General features: G+C 63.7%; 18 protein-coding genes. 8 read left to right on the top strand and 10 right to left on the bottom strand.

Annotated elements, in window-relative coordinates; genetic code table 11:
- The first annotated feature begins 1 nt into the window (after nucleotide 1).
- Nucleotides 2-1,282 (top strand): poly-beta-1,6-N-acetyl-D-glucosamine synthase, encoded by a 1,281-nt coding sequence (gene pgaC / locus V6657_RS19195; RefSeq protein WP_048932955.1) that lies wholly within the window; start codon nucleotides 2-4, stop codon nucleotides 1,280-1,282.
- Nucleotides 1,279-2,304 (top strand): PgaD family protein, encoded by a 1,026-nt coding sequence (locus tag V6657_RS19190; protein WP_048932954.1) that lies wholly within the window; start codon nucleotides 1,279-1,281, stop codon nucleotides 2,302-2,304. The genes pgaC and V6657_RS19190 overlap by 4 nt, the downstream gene beginning before the upstream one ends.
- A 69-nt stretch (nucleotides 2,305-2,373) precedes the next feature.
- Here V6657_RS19190 and V6657_RS19185 read toward each other — a convergent pair whose 3' ends face one another.
- The gene (locus tag V6657_RS19185) at nucleotides 2,374-2,850 is read right to left on the bottom strand and encodes an SRPBCC family protein (protein ID WP_048932953.1); all 477 of its coding nucleotides are present in this window, start codon (nucleotides 2,848-2,850) and stop codon (nucleotides 2,374-2,376) included.
- A 152-nt stretch (nucleotides 2,851-3,002) separates the two neighbouring features.
- Here V6657_RS19185 and V6657_RS19180 point away from each other — a divergent pair, with 152 nt between their 5' ends.
- Together V6657_RS19180 and V6657_RS19175 are read left to right on the top strand one after the other, a co-directional pair.
- The gene (locus V6657_RS19180) at nucleotides 3,003-3,551 is read left to right on the top strand and encodes a GNAT family N-acetyltransferase (RefSeq protein ID WP_048932952.1); all 549 of its coding nucleotides are present in this window, start codon (nucleotides 3,003-3,005) and stop codon (nucleotides 3,549-3,551) included.
- Nucleotides 3,552-3,926: 375 nt separating this feature from the next.
- Nucleotides 3,927-4,160: a hypothetical protein gene (locus tag V6657_RS19175; RefSeq protein WP_082170142.1), complete on the top strand. Its 234-nt coding sequence runs from the start codon at nucleotides 3,927-3,929 to the stop codon at nucleotides 4,158-4,160.
- Nucleotides 4,161-4,338: 178 nt separating this feature from the next.
- On the opposite strand, the gene V6657_RS19170 is transcribed toward V6657_RS19175, so the two are convergent.
- On the bottom strand, nucleotides 4,339-4,773 hold the full coding sequence (locus tag V6657_RS19170; RefSeq protein WP_048932950.1) for a hypothetical protein: 435 nt from the start codon (nucleotides 4,771-4,773) through the stop codon (nucleotides 4,339-4,341).
- A 150-nt stretch (nucleotides 4,774-4,923) separates the two neighbouring features.
- Between V6657_RS19170 and V6657_RS19165 the strand changes: the two genes are divergently transcribed.
- Nucleotides 4,924-5,928 carry a lyase gene (locus V6657_RS19165; RefSeq protein ID WP_048932949.1) on the top strand — a complete coding sequence of 335 codons (1,005 nt, stop codon included), beginning with the start codon at nucleotides 4,924-4,926 and terminating at the stop codon, nucleotides 5,926-5,928.
- A 13-nt stretch (nucleotides 5,929-5,941) separates the two neighbouring features.
- Here the strand turns inward: V6657_RS19165 and V6657_RS19160 are convergent, their stop codons facing one another.
- The 4 genes from V6657_RS19160 to V6657_RS19145 form a co-directional block, all read right to left on the bottom strand.
- Nucleotides 5,942-7,366, bottom strand: a complete 1,425-nt coding sequence (locus V6657_RS19160; RefSeq protein WP_248694778.1) for an energy transducer TonB — start codon at nucleotides 7,364-7,366, stop codon at nucleotides 5,942-5,944.
- 12 nt (nucleotides 7,367-7,378) lie between these two features.
- Nucleotides 7,379-9,103: a molecular chaperone HscC gene (locus V6657_RS19155; RefSeq protein WP_048932948.1), complete on the bottom strand. Its 1,725-nt coding sequence runs from the start codon at nucleotides 9,101-9,103 to the stop codon at nucleotides 7,379-7,381.
- 195 nt (nucleotides 9,104-9,298) lie between these two features.
- Entirely contained in the window at nucleotides 9,299-14,230 is a 4,932-nt protein-coding gene (locus tag V6657_RS19150) for an NAD-glutamate dehydrogenase (RefSeq protein ID WP_048932947.1), read from the bottom strand.
- 103 nt (nucleotides 14,231-14,333) lie between these two features.
- Entirely contained in the window at nucleotides 14,334-14,792 is a 459-nt protein-coding gene (locus tag V6657_RS19145; protein WP_048932946.1) for a MerR family transcriptional regulator, read from the bottom strand.
- A gap of 76 nt (nucleotides 14,793-14,868) precedes the next feature.
- Between V6657_RS19145 and V6657_RS19140 the strand changes: the two genes are divergently transcribed.
- Nucleotides 14,869-16,104, top strand: coding sequence for an NADH:flavin oxidoreductase/NADH oxidase family protein (locus V6657_RS19140; RefSeq protein ID WP_048932945.1), 1,236 nt, complete (start codon nucleotides 14,869-14,871; stop codon nucleotides 16,102-16,104).
- A gap of 5 nt (nucleotides 16,105-16,109) precedes the next feature.
- On the opposite strand, the gene chrA is transcribed toward V6657_RS19140, so the two are convergent.
- The 4 genes from chrA to V6657_RS19120 all read right to left on the bottom strand — a co-directional run bounded on the left by chrA (nucleotide 16,110) and on the right by V6657_RS19120 (nucleotide 18,887).
- The gene (chrA, locus tag V6657_RS19135; RefSeq protein ID WP_048932944.1) at nucleotides 16,110-17,348 is read right to left on the bottom strand and encodes a chromate efflux transporter; all 1,239 of its coding nucleotides are present in this window, start codon (nucleotides 17,346-17,348) and stop codon (nucleotides 16,110-16,112) included.
- 17 nt (nucleotides 17,349-17,365) lie between these two features.
- On the bottom strand, nucleotides 17,366-17,947 hold the full coding sequence (locus V6657_RS19130) for a membrane protein (RefSeq protein ID WP_048932943.1): 582 nt from the start codon (nucleotides 17,945-17,947) through the stop codon (nucleotides 17,366-17,368).
- 130 nt (nucleotides 17,948-18,077) lie between these two features.
- Nucleotides 18,078-18,410 (bottom strand): DUF2322 family protein, encoded by a 333-nt coding sequence (locus V6657_RS19125; RefSeq protein ID WP_048932942.1) that lies wholly within the window; start codon nucleotides 18,408-18,410, stop codon nucleotides 18,078-18,080.
- Between the two features lie 81 nt (nucleotides 18,411-18,491).
- Entirely contained in the window at nucleotides 18,492-18,887 is a 396-nt protein-coding gene (locus V6657_RS19120; protein WP_048932941.1) for a DUF1801 domain-containing protein, read from the bottom strand.
- 459 nt (nucleotides 18,888-19,346) lie between these two features.
- Here V6657_RS19120 and V6657_RS19115 point away from each other — a divergent pair, with 459 nt between their 5' ends.
- Entirely contained in the window at nucleotides 19,347-21,731 is a 2,385-nt protein-coding gene (locus tag V6657_RS19115; protein WP_048932940.1) for a HAMP domain-containing protein, read from the top strand.
- Entirely contained in the window at nucleotides 21,731-22,447 is a 717-nt protein-coding gene (locus V6657_RS19110; protein ID WP_048932939.1) for a methyl-accepting chemotaxis protein, read from the top strand. The genes V6657_RS19115 and V6657_RS19110 overlap by 1 nt, the downstream gene beginning before the upstream one ends.
- Nucleotides 22,448-22,465 lie beyond the last annotated feature (18 nt).

Raw genomic sequence — 22,465 nt, 5'->3', positions numbered from 1 at the left:
CATGGTGGACTTGCTGATCGCCAAGCGCTGGGTCTCGGGCTTCGTCTTCTACTACCCGTTCTTCATGTCGTACTTCTGGATGATCGGGGGGCTGCTGCACTACTTCCTGCTGGAGCGCGGCACCGCGCGCGTGCAGCATCCGCTTGCGCTGCTGGGGGTGAAGAGTTACCCCAAGGTGTCGATCATCGTGCCCTGCTACAACGAAGAGGCCAACGTGCGCGAGGTGATCAGCCACCTCGCCCGCATGCGCTATCCGAACTTCGACATCATTGCCGTTAACGACGGCAGCTCCGACCGCACCGGCGAGCGCCTGAACGAACTCGCCGCGCAGTACCCGCAGTTGCTGGTGATCCATCAGTCGTCCAACCAAGGCAAGGCGATTGGGCTGACCACCGCCGCGCAGGTTACGGATGCCGAGTACCTGATGTGCATCGATGGCGACTCCATCCTCGATGTGGATGCCATTGCCTGGATGATCCGCCATTTGCTGGAGAACCCGACCATCGGGGCCGTGACGGGCAACCCGCGCATTCGCACACGCTCCACGTTGCTGGGGCGTATGCAGGTGGGTGAGTTTTCGTCGATCGTGGGGCTCATCAAGCGCACGCAGCAAATCTACGGGCGCTTGCTGACGGTGTCGGGTGTGGTCGTGATGTTCCGCAAGCACGCCATCGAAGAAGTGGGCTACTGGAGCAACGACATGCTTACGGAAGACATCGACATCAGCTGGAAGCTGCAGGTGGGCGGGTGGATCATCCGCTACGAGCCGCGCGCGCTGTCGTGGATCCTGATGCCTGAGACCTTCCGCGGCCTGTACAAGCAGCGGCTGCGCTGGGCCAAGGGCGGTATCCAGGCGCTGATCAAGTACGCGCCGGCCATGCTGAGCCTGCGGCAATCGATGATGTGGCCGATCTTCTTCGAGTACGCGCTGTCGGTCGTGTGGGCGTACAACATGCTGCTGGTCATCACGTGGTCGGTGCTTGGCTTCTTCGTCGACATGGCACCCGAATGGCGCATGGAGGCCTTCCCACGCTGGCACGGCACGCTGCTGTTCATCACGTGCGTGCTGCAGTTGCTGGTCGGCTGCTTTATCGACCGCCGCTACGACGACGGCATCCTGCGCTACTTCGTCGATACCGTCTGGTATCCGGTGGCGTTCTGGATTCTCAACCTCATCACCACGGTGGTCGGCTTTCCGGCCGTCGCTTTCCAGCGCACGCGCGCCCGCGCCCGCTGGACCAGCCCCGACCGGGGCGTACAACAACAGGGGAATTCGCCATGACCGCACTTGTCATTGACGTTTCACGCAATTCGATCCGACAGTCGTTCTCGGACAAGGGTGTTGTCGGCACCGTGCATCACGTGCTGTGGTTCCGTATCTTCCGGCCGATTCTTGTGATCTCGATCTGGGCGCTGCTGGGGCTGTATGTGGGCTACTCCATCAGCAGCGTGGGGCCAAGCGGCCTGCCGTTCGAACAGCTGCGCATGTATAGCCACATCATTGCCGGCATGGGCGCGGTGCTGGTGGTGTGGTTGGTTCTCTCGCGCCTGGACCGCGCCATCCGCCGCAAGATGGCGCACGCTAAGGCCCCCGCGCCTGCGTCCACCCTCACGCCCACCGCCGCGGCTTCGCGTGCTGCGCTGCATGGCCAGCAGACGGCGTGGCAGCGCCCGCGCAACACGCGCCTGCTGGTGGTCGACCATGACGACGACGGCGATATCACCCACGTGCGCTCGTGGCAGGAGTGGTCTGGCCGCCCGGCACCGGCAGGGACCGCTGCGCCGGCCACGCCGTTCACGCGCAGCCCCGAATACGACCCGGACGAACCGGTGCTCTCCGCTAGCCCGGTGATCGTTGTGGACCGCGCCGATCGTGCCGAGCCGTCACTGGCCCACGCACCCCATGCGGCCGAAGCGACCGAAGTGGCACCGCAAGCACCGCAGCGGCGCGACGTGGTGAAGGCCGCCGACACTGTCACCGCGGAAGCCGCTGGATTTCATCGCTTCGGTTATCGCGGCAAACTGGGCCGCAACGATTGGGTGGAGCCCCCCGAGCCGGCACAGTCATTTGCGATGCGCCCAGGCATGGCGCGCCACTACGGCGGTGTGAGCGCTGTGGTGCATGGCCGTGCTCGCCCCGCGGTGCATGCGGCAGACCGCACCTCGGAGCGCCGTCGGAGCCTGCATGCGTTTGGCGCGCATGCGCAACTGGAAGACCCATATGCGACGCTGGACCGCGTTGAGCGTATCGACCCGCTGCATGGTTTCGGGCGTCGCGGCAACATCGTTGCGGACGAAGACTGATCGCCTGAACGGGCAGTCAGCCACGGCGCGCCTTTCCTTGGAAGGCGCGCTTTTTTTATCGCATGTCACTCACGCTTGTTGAGGCTGGGCGCTCTTGGACGGATAGGCCTCCTCCAGCGCAATGGCCCCCGTCTCCAGCAACGACTTCAGGTTGGATAGGATCTTCGGCCAGCCACCCGACACGGCTTCGATCAGCTTCGAAGGCACACGCTCAATGGTGTGCGTAATCGTCAGCTTGACTGCCGTGCTGCTCAGCTCCAGTTCCATCGTGCAGAGCGATGGGCCCTCGGCTTTGAGTTCGGGTTTGGTTTGGTGCTGCCAGCGGATGACCAGATGGCGGGGCGGCTCGGCTTCGACGATCTCGCCGTCGTCGAAGACCACGCCATCGCCGGATACCAGCGCCCACGAAGCGCCCGCCGTCCATTCGCTTTCACAGCGCATGCCGAACCAGTATTGCTTCATGGATTCAGCGTCGGTCAGGGCATGCCACAGCTTCTCAGGTGTGGTGCGGATATAGGTCACGTAGGAAAAGGTCGACTGTGGCATGGGCGTTCTCCCGTTGTCGTTTCAGCATAGAACGCGCGATCAGGCACGAAAACCGGGGACGGCCTGTTGCGTCGCCCATGGTTTGAATTCCAGTTTAATGGACATGAAATCCAGTATGATGGAAATCATCGAACCGCTGCACTGGAGCTTGCATGACTTCCCCCGCACCCCACGACGACATCCGCTTCATTGACTGCACCGAGGCCGAGCATGCGTCAGCCATTCTTGAAATCCTGAACGAGGCCATCGTCAATTCCACGGCGCTGTACGACTATGTGCCGCGCCCGCCGCAAGCCATGGAAACCTGGTTTGCTGCCAAGCGCGCGGGCGGCTTTCCGGTGGTGGGCGCGGTCGATGCCTCGGGCAAGCTGCTGGGCTTTGCGAGCTGGGGCACGTTCCGCGCGTTTCCCGCCTACAAGTACACGGTGGAGCACAGCGTGTACGTGCACCACGAATGCCGCGGCCGCAAGCTGGGCGAGCGGTTGCTGCGCGAGTTGATCCGCCGCGCAAAAGAAAAGCAGGTGCACGTGCTGGTGGGCTGCATTGACGCGGCCAACGGGGCGAGCATCGGCCTGCACACCCGTCTGGGGTTCATGCACGCGGGCACCGTCAAAGAGGCCGGCTTCAAATTCGGCCGCTGGCTGGATGCCGCGTTCTATCAATTGAACCTGGAGATGCCCGAACAACCGGTGGATGGTTGAGCGCAGTAGAACCGGCAAGACGTCATTGCAACAAGCAAAAGGGCTAGCGAAAAAGGACTAAACGTCGCTGCATAGTCGCTGCAGTGCAAACGCTCGGCCAGCGCAATCGTTGTCGGCCGCGCGAGCCTTGATCAGGCAAACGTATGTTGCGCCGCGAGCGTGCGCGGGCACCGTAAATCGGCCAGCAGCCTGGTGTTGACGTGGTGAGCGGGCGCCTTGATTGGTTGTTCGCGCACGCCTATGCTTGGTTCTCCTGCAGGCCGGCACAGCACGCTCTCTCATCTTCATCGGCTCTTGCAGTGCTCATGGTGTCAGTGAATCAAGCCTATCGTCACGGCGGCCCTTCCGTGACCGACAAACATGCTGGAGTTGACTGTGCTGAGTCCCCATGAATTTGCCGTCCTGCTTCTCGTCAACGATGGTGCCGAGCCCGATGAACTGGATCGTGCTGATGTCGAGGCGCTGATCGAGCGGCAGCTCGTCACGCTGGAGCATCGTGGCCCCGACCGTTGCTACGCGCGGGTGACCCTCCAAGGGTACGTCTTCCTCAAAGCCTCGGGCCATGTTCGCGCAAGCGGGCGAAGGTTGGCCACCGCAACTGCGCATTGAACGCACGGCTTCAAGCGCGAACGTCTCTTCATTCTTGATGTGCAGCTATCACGGCATCCTGTCGTGAGGGTTGCCGTTTGCGGTGTCGATTGCGCGCTGCGCTCGGATCACCGTCGCCCGCACGCAGCGCACGCGAACGGTTGCGGTCATCCCGATTGCGATACCGCTAGCACACGGTTCACACCGCCTTGTGCGCGATGGACGGGGCGAGCTTCTTGCTGAGTAACAGGTGTCCACTCTGTGTGGGATGCTGCGGGCGCACGGCCTTCGTGGAGCGGCGCGCCGGCACCGCCGGGTGAGGCGCCTGATTACTCACGAGGAAGCCACCATGAAAACCAAGCACACGTTGATCGCTGCCCTGTTTGCTCTGGCCGGAACTGCTGCCTATGCACAGACCGCTCCGCTGGGCGCCCCTGGGCCGGAAGAGCGTCACGAACTTCGTCAAGACCGCGAGCGTGCGGAGCACGCTGAGAAGCGGCACGAGGAACGCCACGAGATGATGCGCGACCGCCAGCAGGCACGTGCGGAAGCCGCCAGGGATCACGAGCGTGAAATGCGAGAGCGCCGTGAACGTGAGGCCCGTGAACATGAAATGCGCGAGCACATGGAGCATTGATCCACGCACGCGATGCCAACCCCAAGCGGCCCATGTAGTGCACTGCATGGGCCCTTTTGCTGTGCTGAAGCGGACGAATATGGGTTGGGATGGCGACGGCATCAGTGCAACACTGAAGCAGTTGGTGTCCCTCGCACGGAGGCGGACATGTTGAAGATCGGTCGAAGTGTGGGCATGGCAGCACTGATGTCCATTGCACTTGCCATCGGCACGGCGCAGGCACAGTCGCTGCAATCGTCATCGTATGAAGGCTTTGCCGTGCCGATTGGCAGTGCGCCGCACGACGTTGCACCATCCCCCGACGGCACCGTGTGGTACACCGCGCAGGCGCAAGCGGCTGTGGGGCGGTTGGACCCAAGCAGCGGCAAGGCGGATCGTGTTGCGTTGGGCACCGGTTCAGCGCCGCATGGCGTGATCGTTGGTCCCGACCAGGCAGCGTGGATTACTGATGGCGGCCTCAATGCCATCGTGCGCGTTGACCCGAAAACGCTCGCCGTCACGCGTTTTCCGCTACCGAAGAACCGCACCGGCGCCAACCTGAACACCGCCGTTTTCGACAAGCAAGGACACCTGTGGTTTACCGGACAGAGCGGCATCTACGGTGAGCTGGACCCCGCCAGCGGAAAGATGCGCGTGTTCGATGCACCGCGCGGCCCGGGTGCCTACGGTATCTGCGTCACCCCAAACGGCAATCTGTACTTTGCATCGCTGGCCAGTAGCTACTTGGGCCACATCGATCGTGTGAGCGGTGCGGCGCAGGTCATTGAGCCGCCTACACCAAAGCAGGGCGCACGCCGCGTCTGGGCAGATTCAAAAGGGCGCGTCTGGATCAGCGAGTGGAATGCGGGAAAGGTCGGCATGTTCGATCCGGCAACCCATCAATGGCGCGAATGGAAATTGCCCGGTGAAGATCCACACGCCTATGCCATCTTTGTCGATGATAAGGACATCGTTTGGCTCAGCGAGTGGACCGCCAACGCACTGGTGCGCTTTGACCTGCGCACGGAGACGTTTGACGTGTTGCCGATGCCCCGGCCGCATGCGCGCGTGCGTCAGATGATGGGGCGACCGGGCGAGTTGTGGCTGTCCGAATCCGGCACCGATCATCTGCTGCGCTATCAGACACGCGCAGCAGGGGCGGGCGGAAACTGAAGGTGCTCGGTCGCTAGTTGTCGAGCCTGAAGACGTATGACTTGCTTGCCACGACAGGTACAGCTTTGCCATGTTGCCGATAGGGCGTGCACTTAACGGTACGGGCGGCAGTGGTGGCAGCGTTGTCAAGGCGCGGTGAGCCGGATGAAGAGGTCAGTGCCACATTGGTGATCTCACCGGTTTCACCAATGAAGAGCTTGACTGTCGCTCGACCTTCCTCGCCCATCTTTTGCGACATCGACGGATACACCGGCTGTGGATCGTTGCATTGGATGGTGTTGGCGCCAGTGCTGCCCATCGCGCTCGATGCCGGAGGTGGTGCGATGGTCGGTGAAGGGGAACGCTGTGCCAGAAGATCATGGCTGCCTGCAGTGCTTGATTCGTGAGACACCGTCGATGGCTGCACTGGTCCGTTGCCGAGCAAGCGCGCGCCATTGATCAGCACAATCAACACTAGCCATACCCACCACCAGCTGGAGAATGACCGTTTGGATGAGGAAGGCCCAGACGACTGCCGCTGCGGCGCCTGCTCTCTGCGCTTGCCAGGCGGCAACGCGGCATACAGTTCTCGCCAACGCGGCAGTTGACTGACGTCGGTGATGATGCCCAACCAGGTCGGAAAATTCCTGACCGTGTTCTCCAGCAGCGCGAAAGAGTCTTGCAGCTCCCGATGGTTCGGCTCTGACGGATTGCGCAGGCGCTGGATGAGCGCACGTTGTTGCGCACGATCCATCGGCTGCAGCAGATCGAACGCCGCGCGCTCCTGCAGGGCACGGTCGAGCACGAAGCCAATATTCCCGAAATTCTGAAGATGCCGGCGGTCTTCGTTCCAGCGGAACACATTGGTGGCGGCGACGAGCAGCGCTTCGTGACCAGGCTTCCACCCCTGTGTTAGCAGGGCCGCGAACTTGTACTCGAACATCTCGCGCGCGGTCATGCTGATCAGCGCATCGCCGGCCATGAGCTTTTCAAGCGCGGCCTGCCACGTGTGGTAGTCCGGCATGGTCTTCGGGTTGGCCGCGGCTGCCTTGAACGTGTCCATGAAGCCGGCAAACGCGGTGTTGGCATGCGCTGCTGCGTCGTCTTGCTGTGTCGGCGCCGGCACGGGCGCTGCTGCTGGAGGCGGCGATGTCGCCTCCACGCGTAGCTTGGGGATCGCCACGTGCGGCGGCGCAAAAGATGCCGTGGGCGCCGGGCTTGGCGCCGCGTCAGCTTCGTCCTCGTCCTCTGCGTCAAGGTCTTGTTCCGGCGTCGGTCTGCTGGGCTGTCGCGCCCACATCAGCGCCGCATCGTAAGCGGCACGCAGAGCCTGAAAGCCCGCCGGGTCGGCTTCCTGGTCGATCTTCTTGAGCTTCTGCGCATACGCGCGCCGTATTGCGCGCTCGTCCGCCGAGGTATCGAGTTCGAGTTGCTGCAGAAAGCGCGGCACCATGAGCATTCCGGTCACGAATCAGGCTTGGGGTTCTGGCTGCGGGAAGATACGGATCTGGCGCTCGACGTGTTCTACCAGTTCGTCGAATTTCTGCCGATCAGCCTGAATGCGGTGCAGCTCCTGCGATGCCAGTGACGCTTCGAACAGCCGGATCTGGGCGCCGAACCATTCACGCTCGTTACCGCGCAACTGCTGATACAACCGTTCCGCGCGCGCCATCAGGGTGCGGTTCTCCATCTGGTCACGTGGATGAATCTTGAGCGTTGATAACGCGGCGAGTTTCTCTGCGATCTCCTCTTCGGACAGCAGGCCTGGGTTGTCTTCAATGATGAGGCTCACGGTTTCCTGCGTCTTCTGCACCGTGGCTTCCACCTGCAGCAGGCCATTGACGTCATAGGTAAAGCGCACGTCGACGGCACACTGGGCGCGTGGCAGGTCGGGCAAGGGCACTTTCAATGTGCCCAGCTGGATGTTCTCGGTCACGAGACGGGCTTCGCCTTGATAGACGTGCAGATCCACTGCGCGCTGCTGTTCGCGGATCGGGCTGTAGGTCTTCACACGGCTGATCGGCACCGGGCTGTTGCGCTCGATGATCGGGTCAAAGTGGCCGTCGGTATAAGAGCCGTCAGGGAGCTGCATGGCCACGGCGACGCCGAGCGAGTAGGGCGCGACGTCTGTCATGACGACATCATCCAGTGCCGCGTCTTTCATCTTCAGGCCGGCCTGCACGGCAGCCCCCAACGCCACCACCTCATCCGGATTGATTTCGCACTCCGGAAAGCGCCCGAACATGCGGGCGACCATGCGCCGGACCACCGGCATGCGCGTGGCGCCGCCCGCAAGCACGATCTTGTCCAGATCAGTGCCGCGCAGGTTGGCGTCGCGCAGGGCGCGTTCCACCGGCGCACGCAGCCGCTGCAGCAGCGGGGCGCAGATCTGCTCGAACGTTGCTTCATCCAGTTCCAGCGTGTACGTATCGCTGTTGTGAGCGACCTCGATCGTGGCCGCCGGCTGTTCCGACAGCGCGCGTTTGGCTGCCTCGACCTGCGCGGTGAGCTGTTGCATGAACGCGGTATCGGTCTTGAGCTTGGCCGGTGCCTTGGCCTGCTCGAAGAAGCGGTCGATGATGCAGGCGACAAAGTCTTCGCCACCGAGGAAGTTGTCGCCGGCAGACGCCCGGACTTCCATGACGCCCTCGAACATGTCGAGCACCGACACATCGAACGTACCGCCGCCCAGGTCGAAGACGAGGAAGCGGGTTTCGGCGCCAAGCTGATGGATGCCGTAGGCGAGGGCCGCCGCCGTGGGCTCGTTCAGCAGCCGATCGACCTTCAGGCCCGCCATGACACCCGCTGCGCGCGTCGCCTTGCGCTGCGCGTCGGAAAAATAGGCAGGAACGGTGATGATGGCTTCGGTGATCGGCTGGCCCAGCGCGGCTTCCGCATCTTCCTTGAGCGAGCGCAGGACCAGCGCGGAGAGCTCTTCGGCACGGAACTCGCGCTTGCCAAGGCGAATGGTGCGCTCACTACCCATGAAGCGCTTGAACACGGCGGCGGTCTTGTCCGGATGCGTTTGCAGCCGCTCGCGCGCCGCGCGCCCGACCAGGATGGTGCCGTCTTCGTCCAGGCTCACACAGGAGGGTGTGAGGAATTCCCCGAGGCTGTTCGGAATCAGGCGTGGTCGCCCATCTTCCCAAACGGCCACCAGGCTGTTTGTCGTTCCCAGATCAATGCCGATGATCATCCCGCCCCCAACAACTTTGATACGGCCTTCAGGCCACTTGTGATTTCTGTCGGATGCGTAACGTGAATCGCCCGTGCCTGTCATGCCGCTGATCGGTGCGATCTGGCCACGGAATCACGACGCGGCGGCCAAGATACCACGGCAGAAGTGGTGTGGCCGCCGCACAGGAGAGGGGGGAATGGAGGGGCGCTAGGTTCAAGCCTCCACTTCTGCCAGCGCCTTGAGCCCCACCGACAACATGGCCAGATCGGCTTGCCCTGCGGCCACCTGATCGGCAATCACGCGGTTGTAGCGCGCCAGTGCTTCCTGCCGGGCGGCTTTCCACGTATCGACCAGCGCCTCTGCCCCAACGCCGACGGGCGCATCACGCAGCACCGAGCCGGTCAGCCTGCGGCGCAGTTGCCCCAGTTCTTCAAGCAGCGTTGCGCGCGCCAGCATCTGCCAATGGGTTTGCGTGGGCAGGTTGAGGATGCCGCCCTGCAGCCAGCCGTAACCCAGCGGCTGGTCGAGCGCAAAGTAGACGCGTGCAGCGAGCTTGGCGTCGCAACCGCTGGCGGCAGCCACTTCGGCAATGTCGAGCAGCGACACGCGCGCCGGCACACCTGCCGCGGTGCGCGCCAGCGCTTCGGGCACGCCCTCGTCGGCCAGCGCTTGCTGCTGTTGTGCCGACGTGCGCGCGGAGTCTTCCGTTTGCAAACCATCCACTTCCGGCGCCAGCGCATCCACCGCATCGCGGAAGCGTTCCACCGTGGCCGGCACGTCCGACATGCGCCGCCGTAGGAACCACAGCGCGGCGCGCTCGTGTAGCTGCGCAAATGCGGTGAACAGCGCCGTCTGCGTTTCGTGCGGCACCTGCGCATCCAGCCCGTCGACTTGCTCCCAGAGCGGGTCCAGCCGATAGACCGCGCGCGCCACCAAGCTGGCCCACACAACAGCTAGCGGCTCGGCGCCGGTTTCTTCGGCAAGGCGGTGCACGAACGTTACGCCGGCGCGGTTGATGAGCGCATTGGCGTGCATGGTTGCCAGGATCTCGCGCCGCAGCGGATGCCGCGGCATGGTCGGGCCGCAACGTGCCTGCAGCGGATGCGGAAAGTAGCCGGGCAGGCCGTCGGCCACGAAGGGCTGGTCGGGCAAATCGCTGGCCAGCAGCGCGTCATACAGCCACATCTTGCTGTAGGCCATCAGCACCGCGCGCTCCGGCGTGGTGAGGCCACCGCTGGCGGCGCGCCGGGCGTCGATCTCCTCGTCGGGCGGCAGAAATTCGATGACCCGGTTCAGGCGCCCGGTGCGTTCCAGATAGCGCATCAGCCGCGCTTCGGCATCCAGCCACTGTGTCGTGCGCGTGCGTGCGAGTGAAAGCGCCTGCGTCTGGAAGTAGTTGTCGCGCAGCACCAGCGTGCCCACCTCGTCGGTCATCTCGGCGAGCAGCGTGTTGCGCTGCTTGAGTGTCATCTCGCCGTCGGCCACCACCAGGCCCAGCAGGATCTTGATGTTGACCTCGTGGTCGGAGCAATCCACGCCGGCGGAGTTATCGATGGCATCGGTATTGATGCGGCCGCCATGCAGCGCATATTCAATGCGGCCGAGTTGCGTGCAGCCCAGGTTGCCGCCTTCAGCGACGACCTTGCAGCGTAGCTCTGCGCCGTCCACACGCAGCCCGTCATTGGCTCGGTCGCCTACCTGAGCGTGCGTTTCGCTGCTGGCCTTGACGTAGGTGCCGATGCCGCCGTTGTAGAGCAAATCCACCGGCGCCTTGAGGATGGCGTGCAGCAGATCATTCGGTGCCATCTCGGTTGCGGTCACATCCAGCATCGCGCGCACTTCGGGCGATAGCGGAATCGATTTGACTGTGCGCGGGAAGATGCCGCCCCCGGGGCTGATCAGCGTCTTGTCATAGTCGGCCCAGCTTGAGCGCGGCAGGTTGAACATGCGTTCGCGCTCGGCAAAGCTGGTGGCCGCATCGGGGGATGGATCAAGAAAGACATGGCGATGATCGAACGCCGCCAGCAGACGGATATGGCGCGAGAGCAGCATGCCGTTGCCGAATACATCGCCCGACATGTCGCCCACGCCCACCACGGTGAAGTCCTGCGATTGCGTATCGATGCCCATCTCGCTGAAGTGCCGCTTGACCGATTCCCACGCACCGCGCGCGGTGATGGCCATCTTCTTGTGGTCGTAGCCGACCGAGCCGCCGGAGGCAAACGCATCGCCCAGCCAGAAGCCGTATTCCGCAGAGATGGCGTTGGCGTAGTCGGAGAACGTGGCGGTGCCCTTGTCGGCGGCCACCACCAGGTAGGGGTCGTCCTCGTCATAGCGCACCACGTCGCGCGGTGGCACGAGGTGGCCGTCGACGTAGTTGTCGGTCAGGTCCAGCAGGCCGCGCAGGAAGGTCTGGTAGCACGCCACGCCTTCGGCCAGGTACGCATCGCGGTCTCCGGCGGGCGGCGGTTGCTTGACGATGAAGCCGCCCTTGGAGCCCACCGGCACGATGACGGTGTTCTTGACCATCTGCGCCTTGACCAGCCCCAGCACTTCGGTACGGAAATCTTCGCGCCGGTCAGACCAGCGCAGCCCGCCGCGCGCCACCTTGCCGCCACGCAGGTGCACGCCCTCCACACGCGGCGAATACACCCAGATTTCGAACATCGGTTTGGGCTCGGGCAGGCCCGGCACGCGTGCGGGGTCGAACTTGAACGACAGGTACGGTTTGGATTGCCCGGCCTGCCCATCGTCTGCCGCACTCTGGAAGTAGTTGGTGCGCAGCGTGGCCTCCAGCACGCCCAGGAACTGACGCAGGATGCGGTCTTCGTCCAGGTTCGGCACCTCTTCCAGTGCTTCGGCAATCTGTGCGCGCAGCTTGTCGGCATCGCGGGTGCGTTCGGCCTCGTTGAGTGACGGGTCAAAGCGCACCAGGAACAGGCGGACCAATGCCCGGGCAATGGACGGATTGCCCGTCAGCGCGCTTTCCATATAGGCGTTGCTGAACGTCGAGCCGATCTGGCGGATATAGCGCGCATACGCTCGCAGGATGCGGACCTCGCGCCAAGTCAGGCCAGCCTGCAGCACGAGACGGTTCAGATCGTCGTTCTCGACCTCGCCCGTCCAGATGCGGGCGAAGGTGTCTTCAAAGCGCACGCGCGCTTCATCGAGATCGACTTCGCTGCCGTCGATGGTCTCCATACCGAAGTCGTGCATCCAGATGGGGGCGGCATCGGCAGGTTCGACACAGTAGGGGCGCTCTTCGTTGACGCGCACGCCAAGGTGCTCAAGCATCGGCAGGCTGCGCGACAGCGAGGTCGGCTCGCCTGCACGGTAGATCTTGAAGCGCAGGGCACCGGTGGGTGCCTCCAGCGGCCGGTAGAGCTGCATCGTGAGTGTGCCGGCGGCAGCGGCTTGCGGTGCCGATGGTGGAGCCGCCAACAGCGGTTCCATCAGTTCGATGTCGCGTACGGCGAGTCGCGCGGGGTAGTCCTCGCGGAAGCCCGCGGGGAAGGCATCGCCATAGCGGCGCAGCAGGCGGTTGCCGCGCTCCTCGCCGCCGCGCTCCAGCAGGGCATCGGCCAGGTCGTCCTGCCAGCGCCGCGCGGCCTGCACGATGCGCTCTTCCAGTTCGGCCACATCCACCTCGGGCACGTTGCCCGGCTGCGTGCGCACGGTGATGTGGATGCGCGCGAGCATGGACTCCGACAGCAACGGTGTGAACTCAACCCCCGTACCGTGATAGGCGTCCTGCAGCAGCTTCTGAATGCGAATGCGCAAGTCTGTGTTGAACTTCTCGCGCGGCACGAATACAAGGCAAGACACGAAGCGGTCAAAGCGATCGCGCCGCACAAACAGCCGCGTGCGCTGCCGCTCCTGCAGCCGCAGGATGCCGAGCGCGATGTCGTGCAGCTCCTCACCCTCAAGCTGGAACAGCTCATCGCGCGGATACTGTTCGAGAATCGTAATGAGTGTCTTGGCAAGGTGCCCGTTCGGCAGGAAGCCGGTGCGCGCGATCACGCTGGCGACCTTGCGCCGTGCCAGCGGAATGCTCTCTGCAGGCTCCATGTACACGGTGGAGGTATACAGCCCCAGGAAGCGCCGCTCGCCGCAGGTGCGGCCTTCGGCATCAAAGCGCTTCACACCCACATAGTCCAGATAGCCGGGGCGGTGCACCGTGGCACGCGAGTTGGCCTTGGTGATGAAGATGGGAGCCGGGGCGTTGATGATCTTGACCGCGCCCGGAGCAAGTCGCGAAAGGTCTGGGCTACCCGCATCGCGCAACGCTTCGCGCAGCACGCCCAGGCCCGTGCCCGGCAGACCTTGCAGGTAGTGGCCATCTTCTTTCACGACGAGTTCGTAGTCGCGATAGCCCAGGAAGGTGAAATGCCGATCAAGCATCCACGCCAGAAAGGCTTGTGCCTCGGCAATCTCTGCACGTTCGGTTTCATCGGTCGAGGCTTGCGCGGCGCGCGCGCCCAATGCATCGATGGCGGATTGCGCTGCAGCTTGCATCGGCTTCCAGTCTTCCACGGCGGATCGCACGTCGCGCAGCACGCGCACCAGGCCGTCGTGCAGCGCCTGCAGCCGCTGCGGCTCAGAGAAACGATCGACCTCGATGTGGATATACGACTCGTAGTGCGCGTCGCCATTCGTGTCGTCGTAGGCGTCGGCTGGCGCGTCACCCGCGAGTGCGGCCGGCCGCAACACGCCGCCGGCTTCTACCGCCGTGCGCGTGCCCGACGCATCGCGCCGCATGCGGTAGACGGGGTGGAAAGCGGAATGGAGCGCCAACCCCTGCCGGTTGATCTCCATGGTGACGGAGTCAAACAGGAAGGGCATGTCGTCGTTGACGATCTCGACCACCGTGTGGCCGCAGTACCAACCGTGCTGTTCCAGGCTTGGGTTGTAGACCCGCACGCGTGGCTGCCCTGACACGAACTTCTGGCCAAGCTGCCAGTGCGCCATTGCCGCGCCGTAGAGATCGGCCACGCTGCGCGAGACAACGTCTTCGGGGTCGGCCAGTCCGTAGTAGTGCCGCATGAATGGCTCGAACAGCGCGGCTATCTCTGGCGCACGTCCGCGTGCGAGGGCCACTGCATCCATCATGTGCTGACGGACTTTTTCTTCGTGCTGGGCAGACATGGGCGATCTCCCGAAAAGCGCGGAAAAAACGGCTTTTCCATGCTACGCCGCGTGCCCTTGGGCCGCAACGTGCAACCCGTGTCAACCGAAAGGGGAGCGTGGGTCAGGCGCGCTTTTTTGTGCGGCGCGTTTGCAGATCGGTTGAGGGTGTTTTTGCGGCGCCTTGCGTGATCTTGTCGAGCACGCGTTTGGTCCGCCCTGCGCAGCTCTCGCCTTCCGTGCGGTTGTTGATGTCGCCCACGAGCGCGAGCAGGTGGTGTTTGGTCTGTGCCAGGCGCTGCTCCAGCAATTCGATCTCGCTGATTTTGCGGTGCAGCGCTTCCAGCAGTTCCTGATGTGGCCACTTGTCCAGATCGGGCGGCAGGATGGCGCGGATTTCCTCCAGCGAGAACCCCGCACCCTGCGCACACAGGATGATCTCCAGCCGGGTCAGCGTGTCGGGCGTGTACTCGCGGTAGCCGTTGGCTTGTCGCTGTGCGGGCTGCAGCAGGCCGCTGGCTTCGTAAAAGCGGATGCGCGAGGCGGCTACGCCACTCTGCTCCGCCAGTTCGCCGATTTTCATACGCAGGCTCCGGGGCTTGACATTAAAGTCAACTTTAAGCTTAAGGTTAGTGCGTCGTCAAACCGGAGTGCCCCTCATGAAGCTGTTCACGCCTCTTACGTTGCCCAATGGCGCGGTGATTGCCAACCGCTTGGCCAAGGCCGCCATGGAAGAGAACATGGCCGATGCGGACCACGCGCCGTCCGATGCGCTGGTGCGCTTGTATGAAGCCTGGGCCAAAGGCAACGTCGGCCTGATGCTCACGGGCAACGTTATGGTGGACCACCGCGCCATGACCGGTCCCAACGGCGTGGTGTTGGAAGGCGATGCTCACCTAGACCGCTTCCGGCGCTGGGCACAAACCGCACGTGCGCACGGCGCGCATGTCTGGATGCAGATCAACCACCCGGGCCGCCAGATGCCTGCCGCACTCGGCCAGACCACGCTGGCGCCGTCTGCCGTGGCGATGGATCTGGGCGCGCTTTCCAAGCAGTTTCCCGTGCCCCGGGAGATGACCGCCGACGACATCGCCGACGTGCAGCAGCGCTTCGCGCGCGCAGCGGTGCTGGCTGAGCAGAGCGGTTTTACCGGCGTGCAGATTCACGCGGCACATGGCTATCTGCTGAGCCAGTTTCTCTCCCCGATCACGAACAAGCGGCAGGACCAATGGGGCGGCCCGATCGAGAACCGTGCACGCTTGCTGCTCGACATCGTGCGTTCGGTGCGCGGCGCGGTGTCGCCGCAGTTTGTGGTGGCGGTCAAGCTGAACTCGGCGGATTTCCAGCGTGGCGGCTTCAGCCCGGACGATGCCAAGCACGTGGTCGAACTGCTCAACCCGCTGGGTGTGGATCTGGTGGAACTCTCTGGCGGCAGCTACGAAGCGCCGGCCATGCAGGGGCACGCCCGCGACGGCCGCACGCTGGCCCGCGAGGCCTACTTTCTGGAGTTCGCACGCGACATCGTTGCCATTGCGCAGATGCCGTTGATGGTCACGGGCGGTATCCGCCGCCGTGCGGTGGCAGAGCAGGTGGTCGACAGCGGTATCGCCATGGTTGGCATTGCGACCGCGCTGTCGATTGATCCGAACCTGCCGCGCGATTGGCAGGCGGGCAAGAACACAGCACCGGTGCTGCGCCCGATTACCTGGAAGAACAAGGTGCTGGGCTCGCTGGCCAACATGGCGGTGGTCAAGTTTCAGCTGCAACGGCTAAGCCAGGGGCGTGGGACGAACCCGCGTGTCTCGCCGTTCAGGGCGTTGGTGGTGCAGCAGTTGTCCAACGCGTGCCAGACACGGCGGTACAAGCGCTGGACGGCGCAGCGCGCTGTAGATTGACCGAACTAGTGCAGGAGGGTGGCTTGGGCAATGCCAGCGGCTGCGCAGAGGGCCACCACGGCAAGCGGTGGCAGCTTCCACCGCGTCAGCAGGCAGAACCCGACGGCGGCAATCGCAAAATCCAGCGGAGCATGCACCGCGCTGGTCCAGACCGGCGAGTACAGTGCGGCGGCCAGCACGCCAACCACGGCCGCATTCACCCCGGCCAACAGCGCCGCCATGGACTTGCGCGCACGCAGTGCCTGCCAATACGGCAACGCGGCAACAACCAGCAGCAAACCAGGCAGGAAGATGCCCGCCGTGGCGAGCACGGCACCGCCCAGGTGATTGGGCACGCCGCTCATCATCCAGCCGAGAAACGCGGCGAACGTAAACAGTGGCCCTGGTACGGCCTGCGCGGCGCCGTATCCAGCAAGAAAGTCGCTGGACGTCACCCACCCCGTGGCAACCGTCTGCTCCTGCAGCAGCGGAAGCACGACATGGCCGCCGCCAAACACCAGCGCGCCGGAGCGGTAGAACGCGTCGAACACACGAACAGCATCGCCGGCGCCGGCTTGTACTAGCGCAGGCAACCCGAGCAACAGCACGCAGAAGAGCACCAGCGCGATGGCGCCCGCGCTGCGGGAAATGCGGAACCCCGCGTGCTGCGCGGGCACAGCGGTGACGCCGGTCACGGATGTGTCTCGGCACAGCGCAAGGCCAAGCGCCGCACCGAGCGCAATGGCGATGAGCTGCGCATAGACGGAAGCCGTCAGGCCCAGCAGTACGATAGCTGCCAGTGCGATGCCGGCCCGACGCAAATCGGGGCACAAGCGCCGCGCCATGTCCCACACGGCTTGCGCAACCACGGCAACGGCCACCAGCTTCAACCCGTGGATCAATCCATCACCAAAGGGGCCGCCGAGCGTTGGCGCCAGCATGGCAAAGGCAATCAGCAGCACGACGGACGGCAGCGTGAACCCGCACCACGCAGCCAGGCCGCCAAGCCACCCGGCGCGCAGCAAGCCGATCGAAAAGCCGACCTGGCTGCTGGCCGGCCCCGGCAGGAATTGGCACAGGCCAACCAGATCAGTGAACGTCGCGTCGTCAAGCCAGCGCCGTCGCTCGACAAACTCGCGGCGGAAGTACCCGATGTGTGCCACCGGACCGCCAAACGACGTCAGCCCCAGCTTGAGGAAGACCGCGAGCACGCCCAGCGCGTTGGTTGCCTGTGCGGGCCGTGATGCATCCATGTTGGTGTCCATTGCTGTCTGCGCGCCGTTTAACGGATGTCTCTTGCCGCGTCCCACAGGTCGCGCGTGCCGAGGGCTGCATGCCAGGCTTCGAAGCGGGATCGCCATTGCTCAAAGGGCTCGCCCAGCGGGTGCCTGGGGTCGTCGCTCAATGCATAGGCCATGCCCTCGATCAACCATCCGGGGCGGGTGGCCACCGCATAGTTGCCCAGCACTTCCGCCTGCCGGAAGTGGATCAACTCGTGCGTCACGTAGTAGGTCTTCCACCCGCGCGGCGCAACGACCAGGCCGAGGTTGCCCACGGCTTCTGCCGCGCGGCGCCCCAGGCCGAACATATCGGCGCAAGCCGTTGTTGTGCAGAACACCATGCGCGGCGCGCGCTGGAATGGCCCAACCACGTCAGCGGTCTTGGCGTAGCCCTCCTGGTACAGCCGTTGCGCATCGCTCAGGCTGGCAATGTCGTCGGTGCAGATGTTGGGCAGCGGACAGGACACCCCCGGCATGAGCGATGGCGCAACAACCCGCAGCGGCTTGACGAAGGCAAGTGCTGCAGTGGGCAATGCGATCAACAAGGCGGCACTGGTGGCCAGCAGGATCCGGGTGAGCTTCATGGGTTGGCGTGCGGAGATTGACTGTGACTGTGAGTGAGGTGGGGGGCATTGACCGGCGTTGTCATCCGATGATGATTTGCAGGGATGCCCGCCCGCAGAACTGCCAATCCAGGGCGATGCGGCTAACGTATCACGCGCGGGCGATGACGTTGATCTGCAGCGCCTCGCCGCCGGCCACGATGGCGAGCAGGCGATCCACATTCGGGTGGGCACCCGGGCGGTTGCGTGCATCCACCGTGTGCTCGGCAAACACGGCCAGACCGTGCTCAGCGGCCTTGGCGTCGAGCTGACCGAAGGCCTGCTGCAGATAGTGATACACCGCCACCGAGCCTTGCTTGCCGGGCTTGTTCTCGATGTCGGCCACCACGGCGCCCTTGCCGTCGACCAGATCGATGCGCTCGATGCCGTCAATGGCGGGCAGTTGGGCGAGGTTGTCCTTGAATACGTTGCTCGGCTGAATCACTGAAATTGCTCCGTTGGTTGGCCAGGGTTCGGCCCTGGATGGGGCCGTATGTTAACTGCTCTGACACCACCAACGTGAACCTCAGCGCCGCGCGGTGGACTGGTTCAGGGCCACGGCGGCCTGGATGAGTGCCTTCAGCGCCTTCTCGTCCACCTTGTCGCCTTCGCGAAAATCAATCGCGCGTCGGGTGTTGCCTTCCAGGCTGGAATTGAAGAGGCCCGTGGGGTCCGGCACAGAAGCGCCCTTGGCAAACGTCATCTTCACGGTCTGCTTGTAGGTCTCGCCGGTGCAGAGGATGCCGTCGTGCGACCAGACCGGCACGCTCCACTTCCATTCCTCTACCACGTCGGGGTCGGCCGCCAGGATCAGCGCGCGCAGCTTGGCGAGCATCTCGCCGCGCCAGTCATCCAGTTCAGCGATTTTCGCGTCGATCAATTCAGATGCAGGTGCCGCGTTCTCCGGTGCGCTCTTCTTCATGGGGGCTGCCTCCTGGTGGGACCAGCAGACCATTCTGGCAGGAACGCGGGGCGGTCGCCAATCGGCAACGCTGTGCGGGGTTGGTCGCAGATATTCAGCGGAAAGCTTAGAAACGCATTTTTGCTGAATTCCGGGTTAATTTTGGGAAAATGGATCGGAAAATAAAAAGATAATAAATCGGCTCTTATTTAACGGCGGAATTTCTAAGAACTTGAGCCATTTTCGCTAATTCCCCACTTGAGTAGGGTGCAAGGCCATTTCAGCCCGAACCCAAGCAGGATGCGGGTGTGCAGCTCGATGCTCGCACGCAGCGATGCGCTGTTGCAAATGCCCTGATTTCTGCTGTGGCAGTCATCGATTGGTCATCTTTCGAATCCAATAATTGCGCCTCCGAAGTCGGTAACGCATAAGGATGCCCCCACTTTTGAAGGGGTGGCGATTGGACCGAGAGAATTTCAAATGACTATTCGTCATCGTATTACTTTGCTGATCGTGCTGATGTTTGTCGCCTTGGCGGCCATTGGCGGTTATGCGGTCTACCAGACCCGCAGCAGCGCGTCGGAGGTCAAGCAGGTGACCGAGGGCGTTGTGCCGAGCGCGCTGGCATCAGCCGATCTGGTGTCGCTGGTGAAGGATGTGCAACTGGCGACGATGGCGCTGGTGTATGCCCCCGACGACAACATCGTCAGCCAGGCCAAGGATGACCTGAAGACCAAGGAAGCCGCGCTGCGTGCCGCGCTGGAAGTGCAGGCCAAGCGCGCCAACAGTCATGCCCAGGAAGGGTTGGTCACGCAGGCCAAGGAAACCGTCGACAGCTACTTCGAGGCCATCCAGCAGACCACCGACATGAAGGTGCAAGGCAAGAACGAGCTTGCGCAGGCCTTCCTGTTTGCCAACGTGGCCAGCTATCGCGATGTGCTGGAGAAGATTGTCGAGACGCTGCGCATCGAGAAGAACCGCGAGAAGGACGATGCCATTGCCGGCCTCAACGGCAAGCTCGCCAGCACGGCCACCACCATCGGTGTGGTGAGCGGCGTGGCCATCGTGCTGCTGACTGCGATCGGCATGCTGCTGTATCGCCAGATCACCCGCCCGCTCACGCGCATGCAGGCCGAGATGAGCGAGATCGCCACCAGCCAGGACTTCACGCGCCGCGTGCCTGTGGGCCGCATGGACGAGATCGGTCACTCGGTGGTGGCGTTCAACCAGATGATCGAGAAGATCCAGGAGAACCAGGCACTGCTCAAGCAGAAGACGGCCGACATCCAGGCGATGCTGCAGAACATGCAGCAGGGCATCCTGACCGTGGTCGATGCCGGCGTGGTGCATGAGGAGTATTCGATCTACCTGGAATCGATTTTCGAGACGCAGGAGATTGCCGGTCGCAAGCTGATGGACCTGATCTTTGCCGATACCAACCTGGGCGCCGATGCGCTGTCACAGGTGGACGCAGCGGTGGACGCGTGCCTGGGGCAGGACGTCATCAACTTTGCCTTCAACCAGCACTTGCTGGCGAGCGAGGTGGAAAAGCGCATGCCGGATGGCCGCGTGAAGACGCTGGACCTGTCGTGGTCGGCCATTACCGATGAGAGCGACACCATCCTGCGCCTGATGCTGTGTGTGCGCGACGTGACCGAGCTGCGCAAGCTGGCTGCGGAGGCCAGCGAGCAGCGCCGCAACCTGGAGATGATTGGCGAGATCCTGGCGGTGAGCCAGGAGAAGTTCCAGCACTTCATCGACAGTTCCACCAGCTTCGTGCACGAGAACGAACGCATCATCCGCCAGTACTCGCAGGCGGACAGCGCGGCCATTGCGGCGCTGTTCCGCAACATGCACACCATCAAGGGCAATGCGCGCACGTACAACCTGCAGCACCTGACCAACGTCGTGCACGAGACCGAGCAGACCTACCACGCCCTGCGCGAGCCCGGCAGCGAGCACACGTGGGACCAGGACTGGCTGATGCAAGAGCTGACCCGCGTGCGCGAGGCGATCGAGAACTACGCGCGCATCAACGAAAGCAAGCTGGGCCGAAAGGGTGGCGCAGCCCAGGGCGGTGCGGTGCAGGTGGTGCCGGACGCCATGTCGCGCATTCAAGAAAGCCTGCGCCTGCTGGAATCGGCCAATCCGGGCAGCCTGTACGAGCTGGTCTCGATGCGTGATTCTGTCTACCACCTGCTGCGTCTGCTGGGCAGCGAAACGGTGGATGAGATGCTGTCGGGCGTGCTGCAATCGCTGCCGTCGCTCGCCAAGGAGCTGGGCAAAGAACCGGCCGCCGTGCGCATCGACGACAACGGCTACCGCGTGCGCACGGAAGCCGGCGGCATCCTACAGAACGTGTTCACGCACCTGCTGCGCAACTCGATCGACCACGGCATCGAAACGCCCGACGTGCGCACTGCGCTCGGCAAGCCGGCAGCCGGCACGATCCACCTCGAAGTCGGTGTCGACCAGGGCATGCTGCAGATCACGCTGTGTGACGACGGCCGTGGCTTGGCGCTCGATCGCATCCGCAACATCGCCGTGGAGCGCGGCTGGATTGGCGCGGAAGAGCGCCCGAGCGATGAGGACATCGCGCAGTTCATCTTCCGCCCCGGCTTCTCGACCGCCGAGACGGTGACGGAAATCTCCGGCCGCGGCGTTGGCATGGATGCCGTGTTGGAGTTCCTCAAGCGCGAGCAGGGCCGCATCGAGCTGCGCTTTACCGATGACCACAAGGGCGCAGCGTTCCGCCAGTTCCAGACTGTGGTCTGCCTGCCCGAGCGCTTTGCGGTGGACAGCGTGAACGCGGCACTCGGCGGTCAGCCGGATGTGCATCTGGATATGGATAAGGAAGCGTCGTGATGGGATCGATTGTTCTGGCCGCGCTGGCCGGCGGATTGGTGCTGGGTGTGCTGGCATGGATGGCACAGCAACGCCGGGTCAACGCGCTGATGCGCACGCTGGGCGACGCCGAACACCGCATCGCCGCACTGTCGAGTGATTTGGCGAAACACACCGCACAAGTGGAAGCCGGCACGCGCGAGGTGCAGACGCTGGAAGCCACTGTCGCGCAGATGCAGAGCGCCGCATCCGATCAGGCAGAGCTTGTTGAGCAGTTGCGCACCGAGCTGCAGTCAGCCGCAGAGGCCAAGGAGCAATGGGCCAGCCGCGCCCGGCAGATTACCGACGAGGCAGCACGCCTGCGCGGCCTGGCGCTGACCTTCGAGCGCTGGCACGAGCAGATGATCTCGCTCATGGAACAGAACCACGACATGCACGCCAAGAACCAGGAGTTGCAGTCGATCGTGCGCCATGTGGTGATCGTCTCGCTCAATGCCTCCATTGAGGCGGCGCGTGCGGGTACGGCGGGGCGTGGCTTTGCCGTGGTTGCCAGCGAGGTGCGTTCGCTTGCGGCGCGCTCGGAGGAACTCTCCAAGAGCTACCGCAACAGCCTGCACCTTAATGATCTGACCACCACCGCCACGTTCCAGGACATTCAGGCAGGCGGGAAGATGATCACGGCGTCGTTGTCGAGCGTCGAGGCGCTGGCCAACCAGTTTCAAACCCAGCTTCACTAGGCCATCAGGTAGGTACGA

It is taken from the genome of Ralstonia sp. RRA (assembly GCF_037023145.1).
GTDB lineage: Bacteria > Pseudomonadota > Gammaproteobacteria > Burkholderiales > Burkholderiaceae > Ralstonia.
This window is presented reverse-complemented; position numbering and strand designations above follow the sequence as displayed.

Coding starts and splice junctions, on each gene's coding strand:
- V6657_RS19170 (WP_048932950.1), bottom strand. CDS start 4,773: ATGCTCCATGTGCTCGCGCATTTCATGTTCACGGGCCTCACGTTCACG.
- V6657_RS19165 (WP_048932949.1), top strand. CDS start 4,924: ATGTTGAAGATCGGTCGAAGTGTGGGCATGGCAGCACTGATGTCCATT.
- V6657_RS19150 (WP_048932947.1), bottom strand. CDS start 14,230: ATGTCTGCCCAGCACGAAGAAAAAGTCCGTCAGCACATGATGGATGCA.
- V6657_RS19110 (WP_048932939.1), top strand. CDS start 21,731: ATGGGATCGATTGTTCTGGCCGCGCTGGCCGGCGGATTGGTGCTGGGT.
- V6657_RS19130 (WP_048932943.1), bottom strand. CDS start 17,947: ATGAAGCTCACCCGGATCCTGCTGGCCACCAGTGCCGCCTTGTTGATC.
- V6657_RS19185 (WP_048932953.1), bottom strand. CDS start 2,850: ATGCCACAGTCGACCTTTTCCTACGTGACCTATATCCGCACCACACCT.
- V6657_RS19160 (WP_248694778.1), bottom strand. CDS start 7,366: ATGCTCATGGTGCCGCGCTTTCTGCAGCAACTCGAACTCGATACCTCG.
- V6657_RS19145 (WP_048932946.1), bottom strand. CDS start 14,792: ATGAAAATCGGCGAACTGGCGGAGCAGAGTGGCGTAGCCGCCTCGCGC.
- pgaC (WP_048932955.1), top strand. CDS start 2: ATGGTGGACTTGCTGATCGCCAAGCGCTGGGTCTCGGGCTTCGTCTTC.
- V6657_RS19180 (WP_048932952.1), top strand. CDS start 3,003: ATGACTTCCCCCGCACCCCACGACGACATCCGCTTCATTGACTGCACC.
- V6657_RS19140 (WP_048932945.1), top strand. CDS start 14,869: ATGAAGCTGTTCACGCCTCTTACGTTGCCCAATGGCGCGGTGATTGCC.
- V6657_RS19115 (WP_048932940.1), top strand. CDS start 19,347: ATGACTATTCGTCATCGTATTACTTTGCTGATCGTGCTGATGTTTGTC.
- V6657_RS19120 (WP_048932941.1), bottom strand. CDS start 18,887: ATGAAGAAGAGCGCACCGGAGAACGCGGCACCTGCATCTGAATTGATC.
- V6657_RS19155 (WP_048932948.1), bottom strand. CDS start 9,103: ATGATCATCGGCATTGATCTGGGAACGACAAACAGCCTGGTGGCCGTT.
- V6657_RS19190 (WP_048932954.1), top strand. CDS start 1,279: ATGACCGCACTTGTCATTGACGTTTCACGCAATTCGATCCGACAGTCG.
- chrA (WP_048932944.1), bottom strand. CDS start 17,348: ATGGACACCAACATGGATGCATCACGGCCCGCACAGGCAACCAACGCG.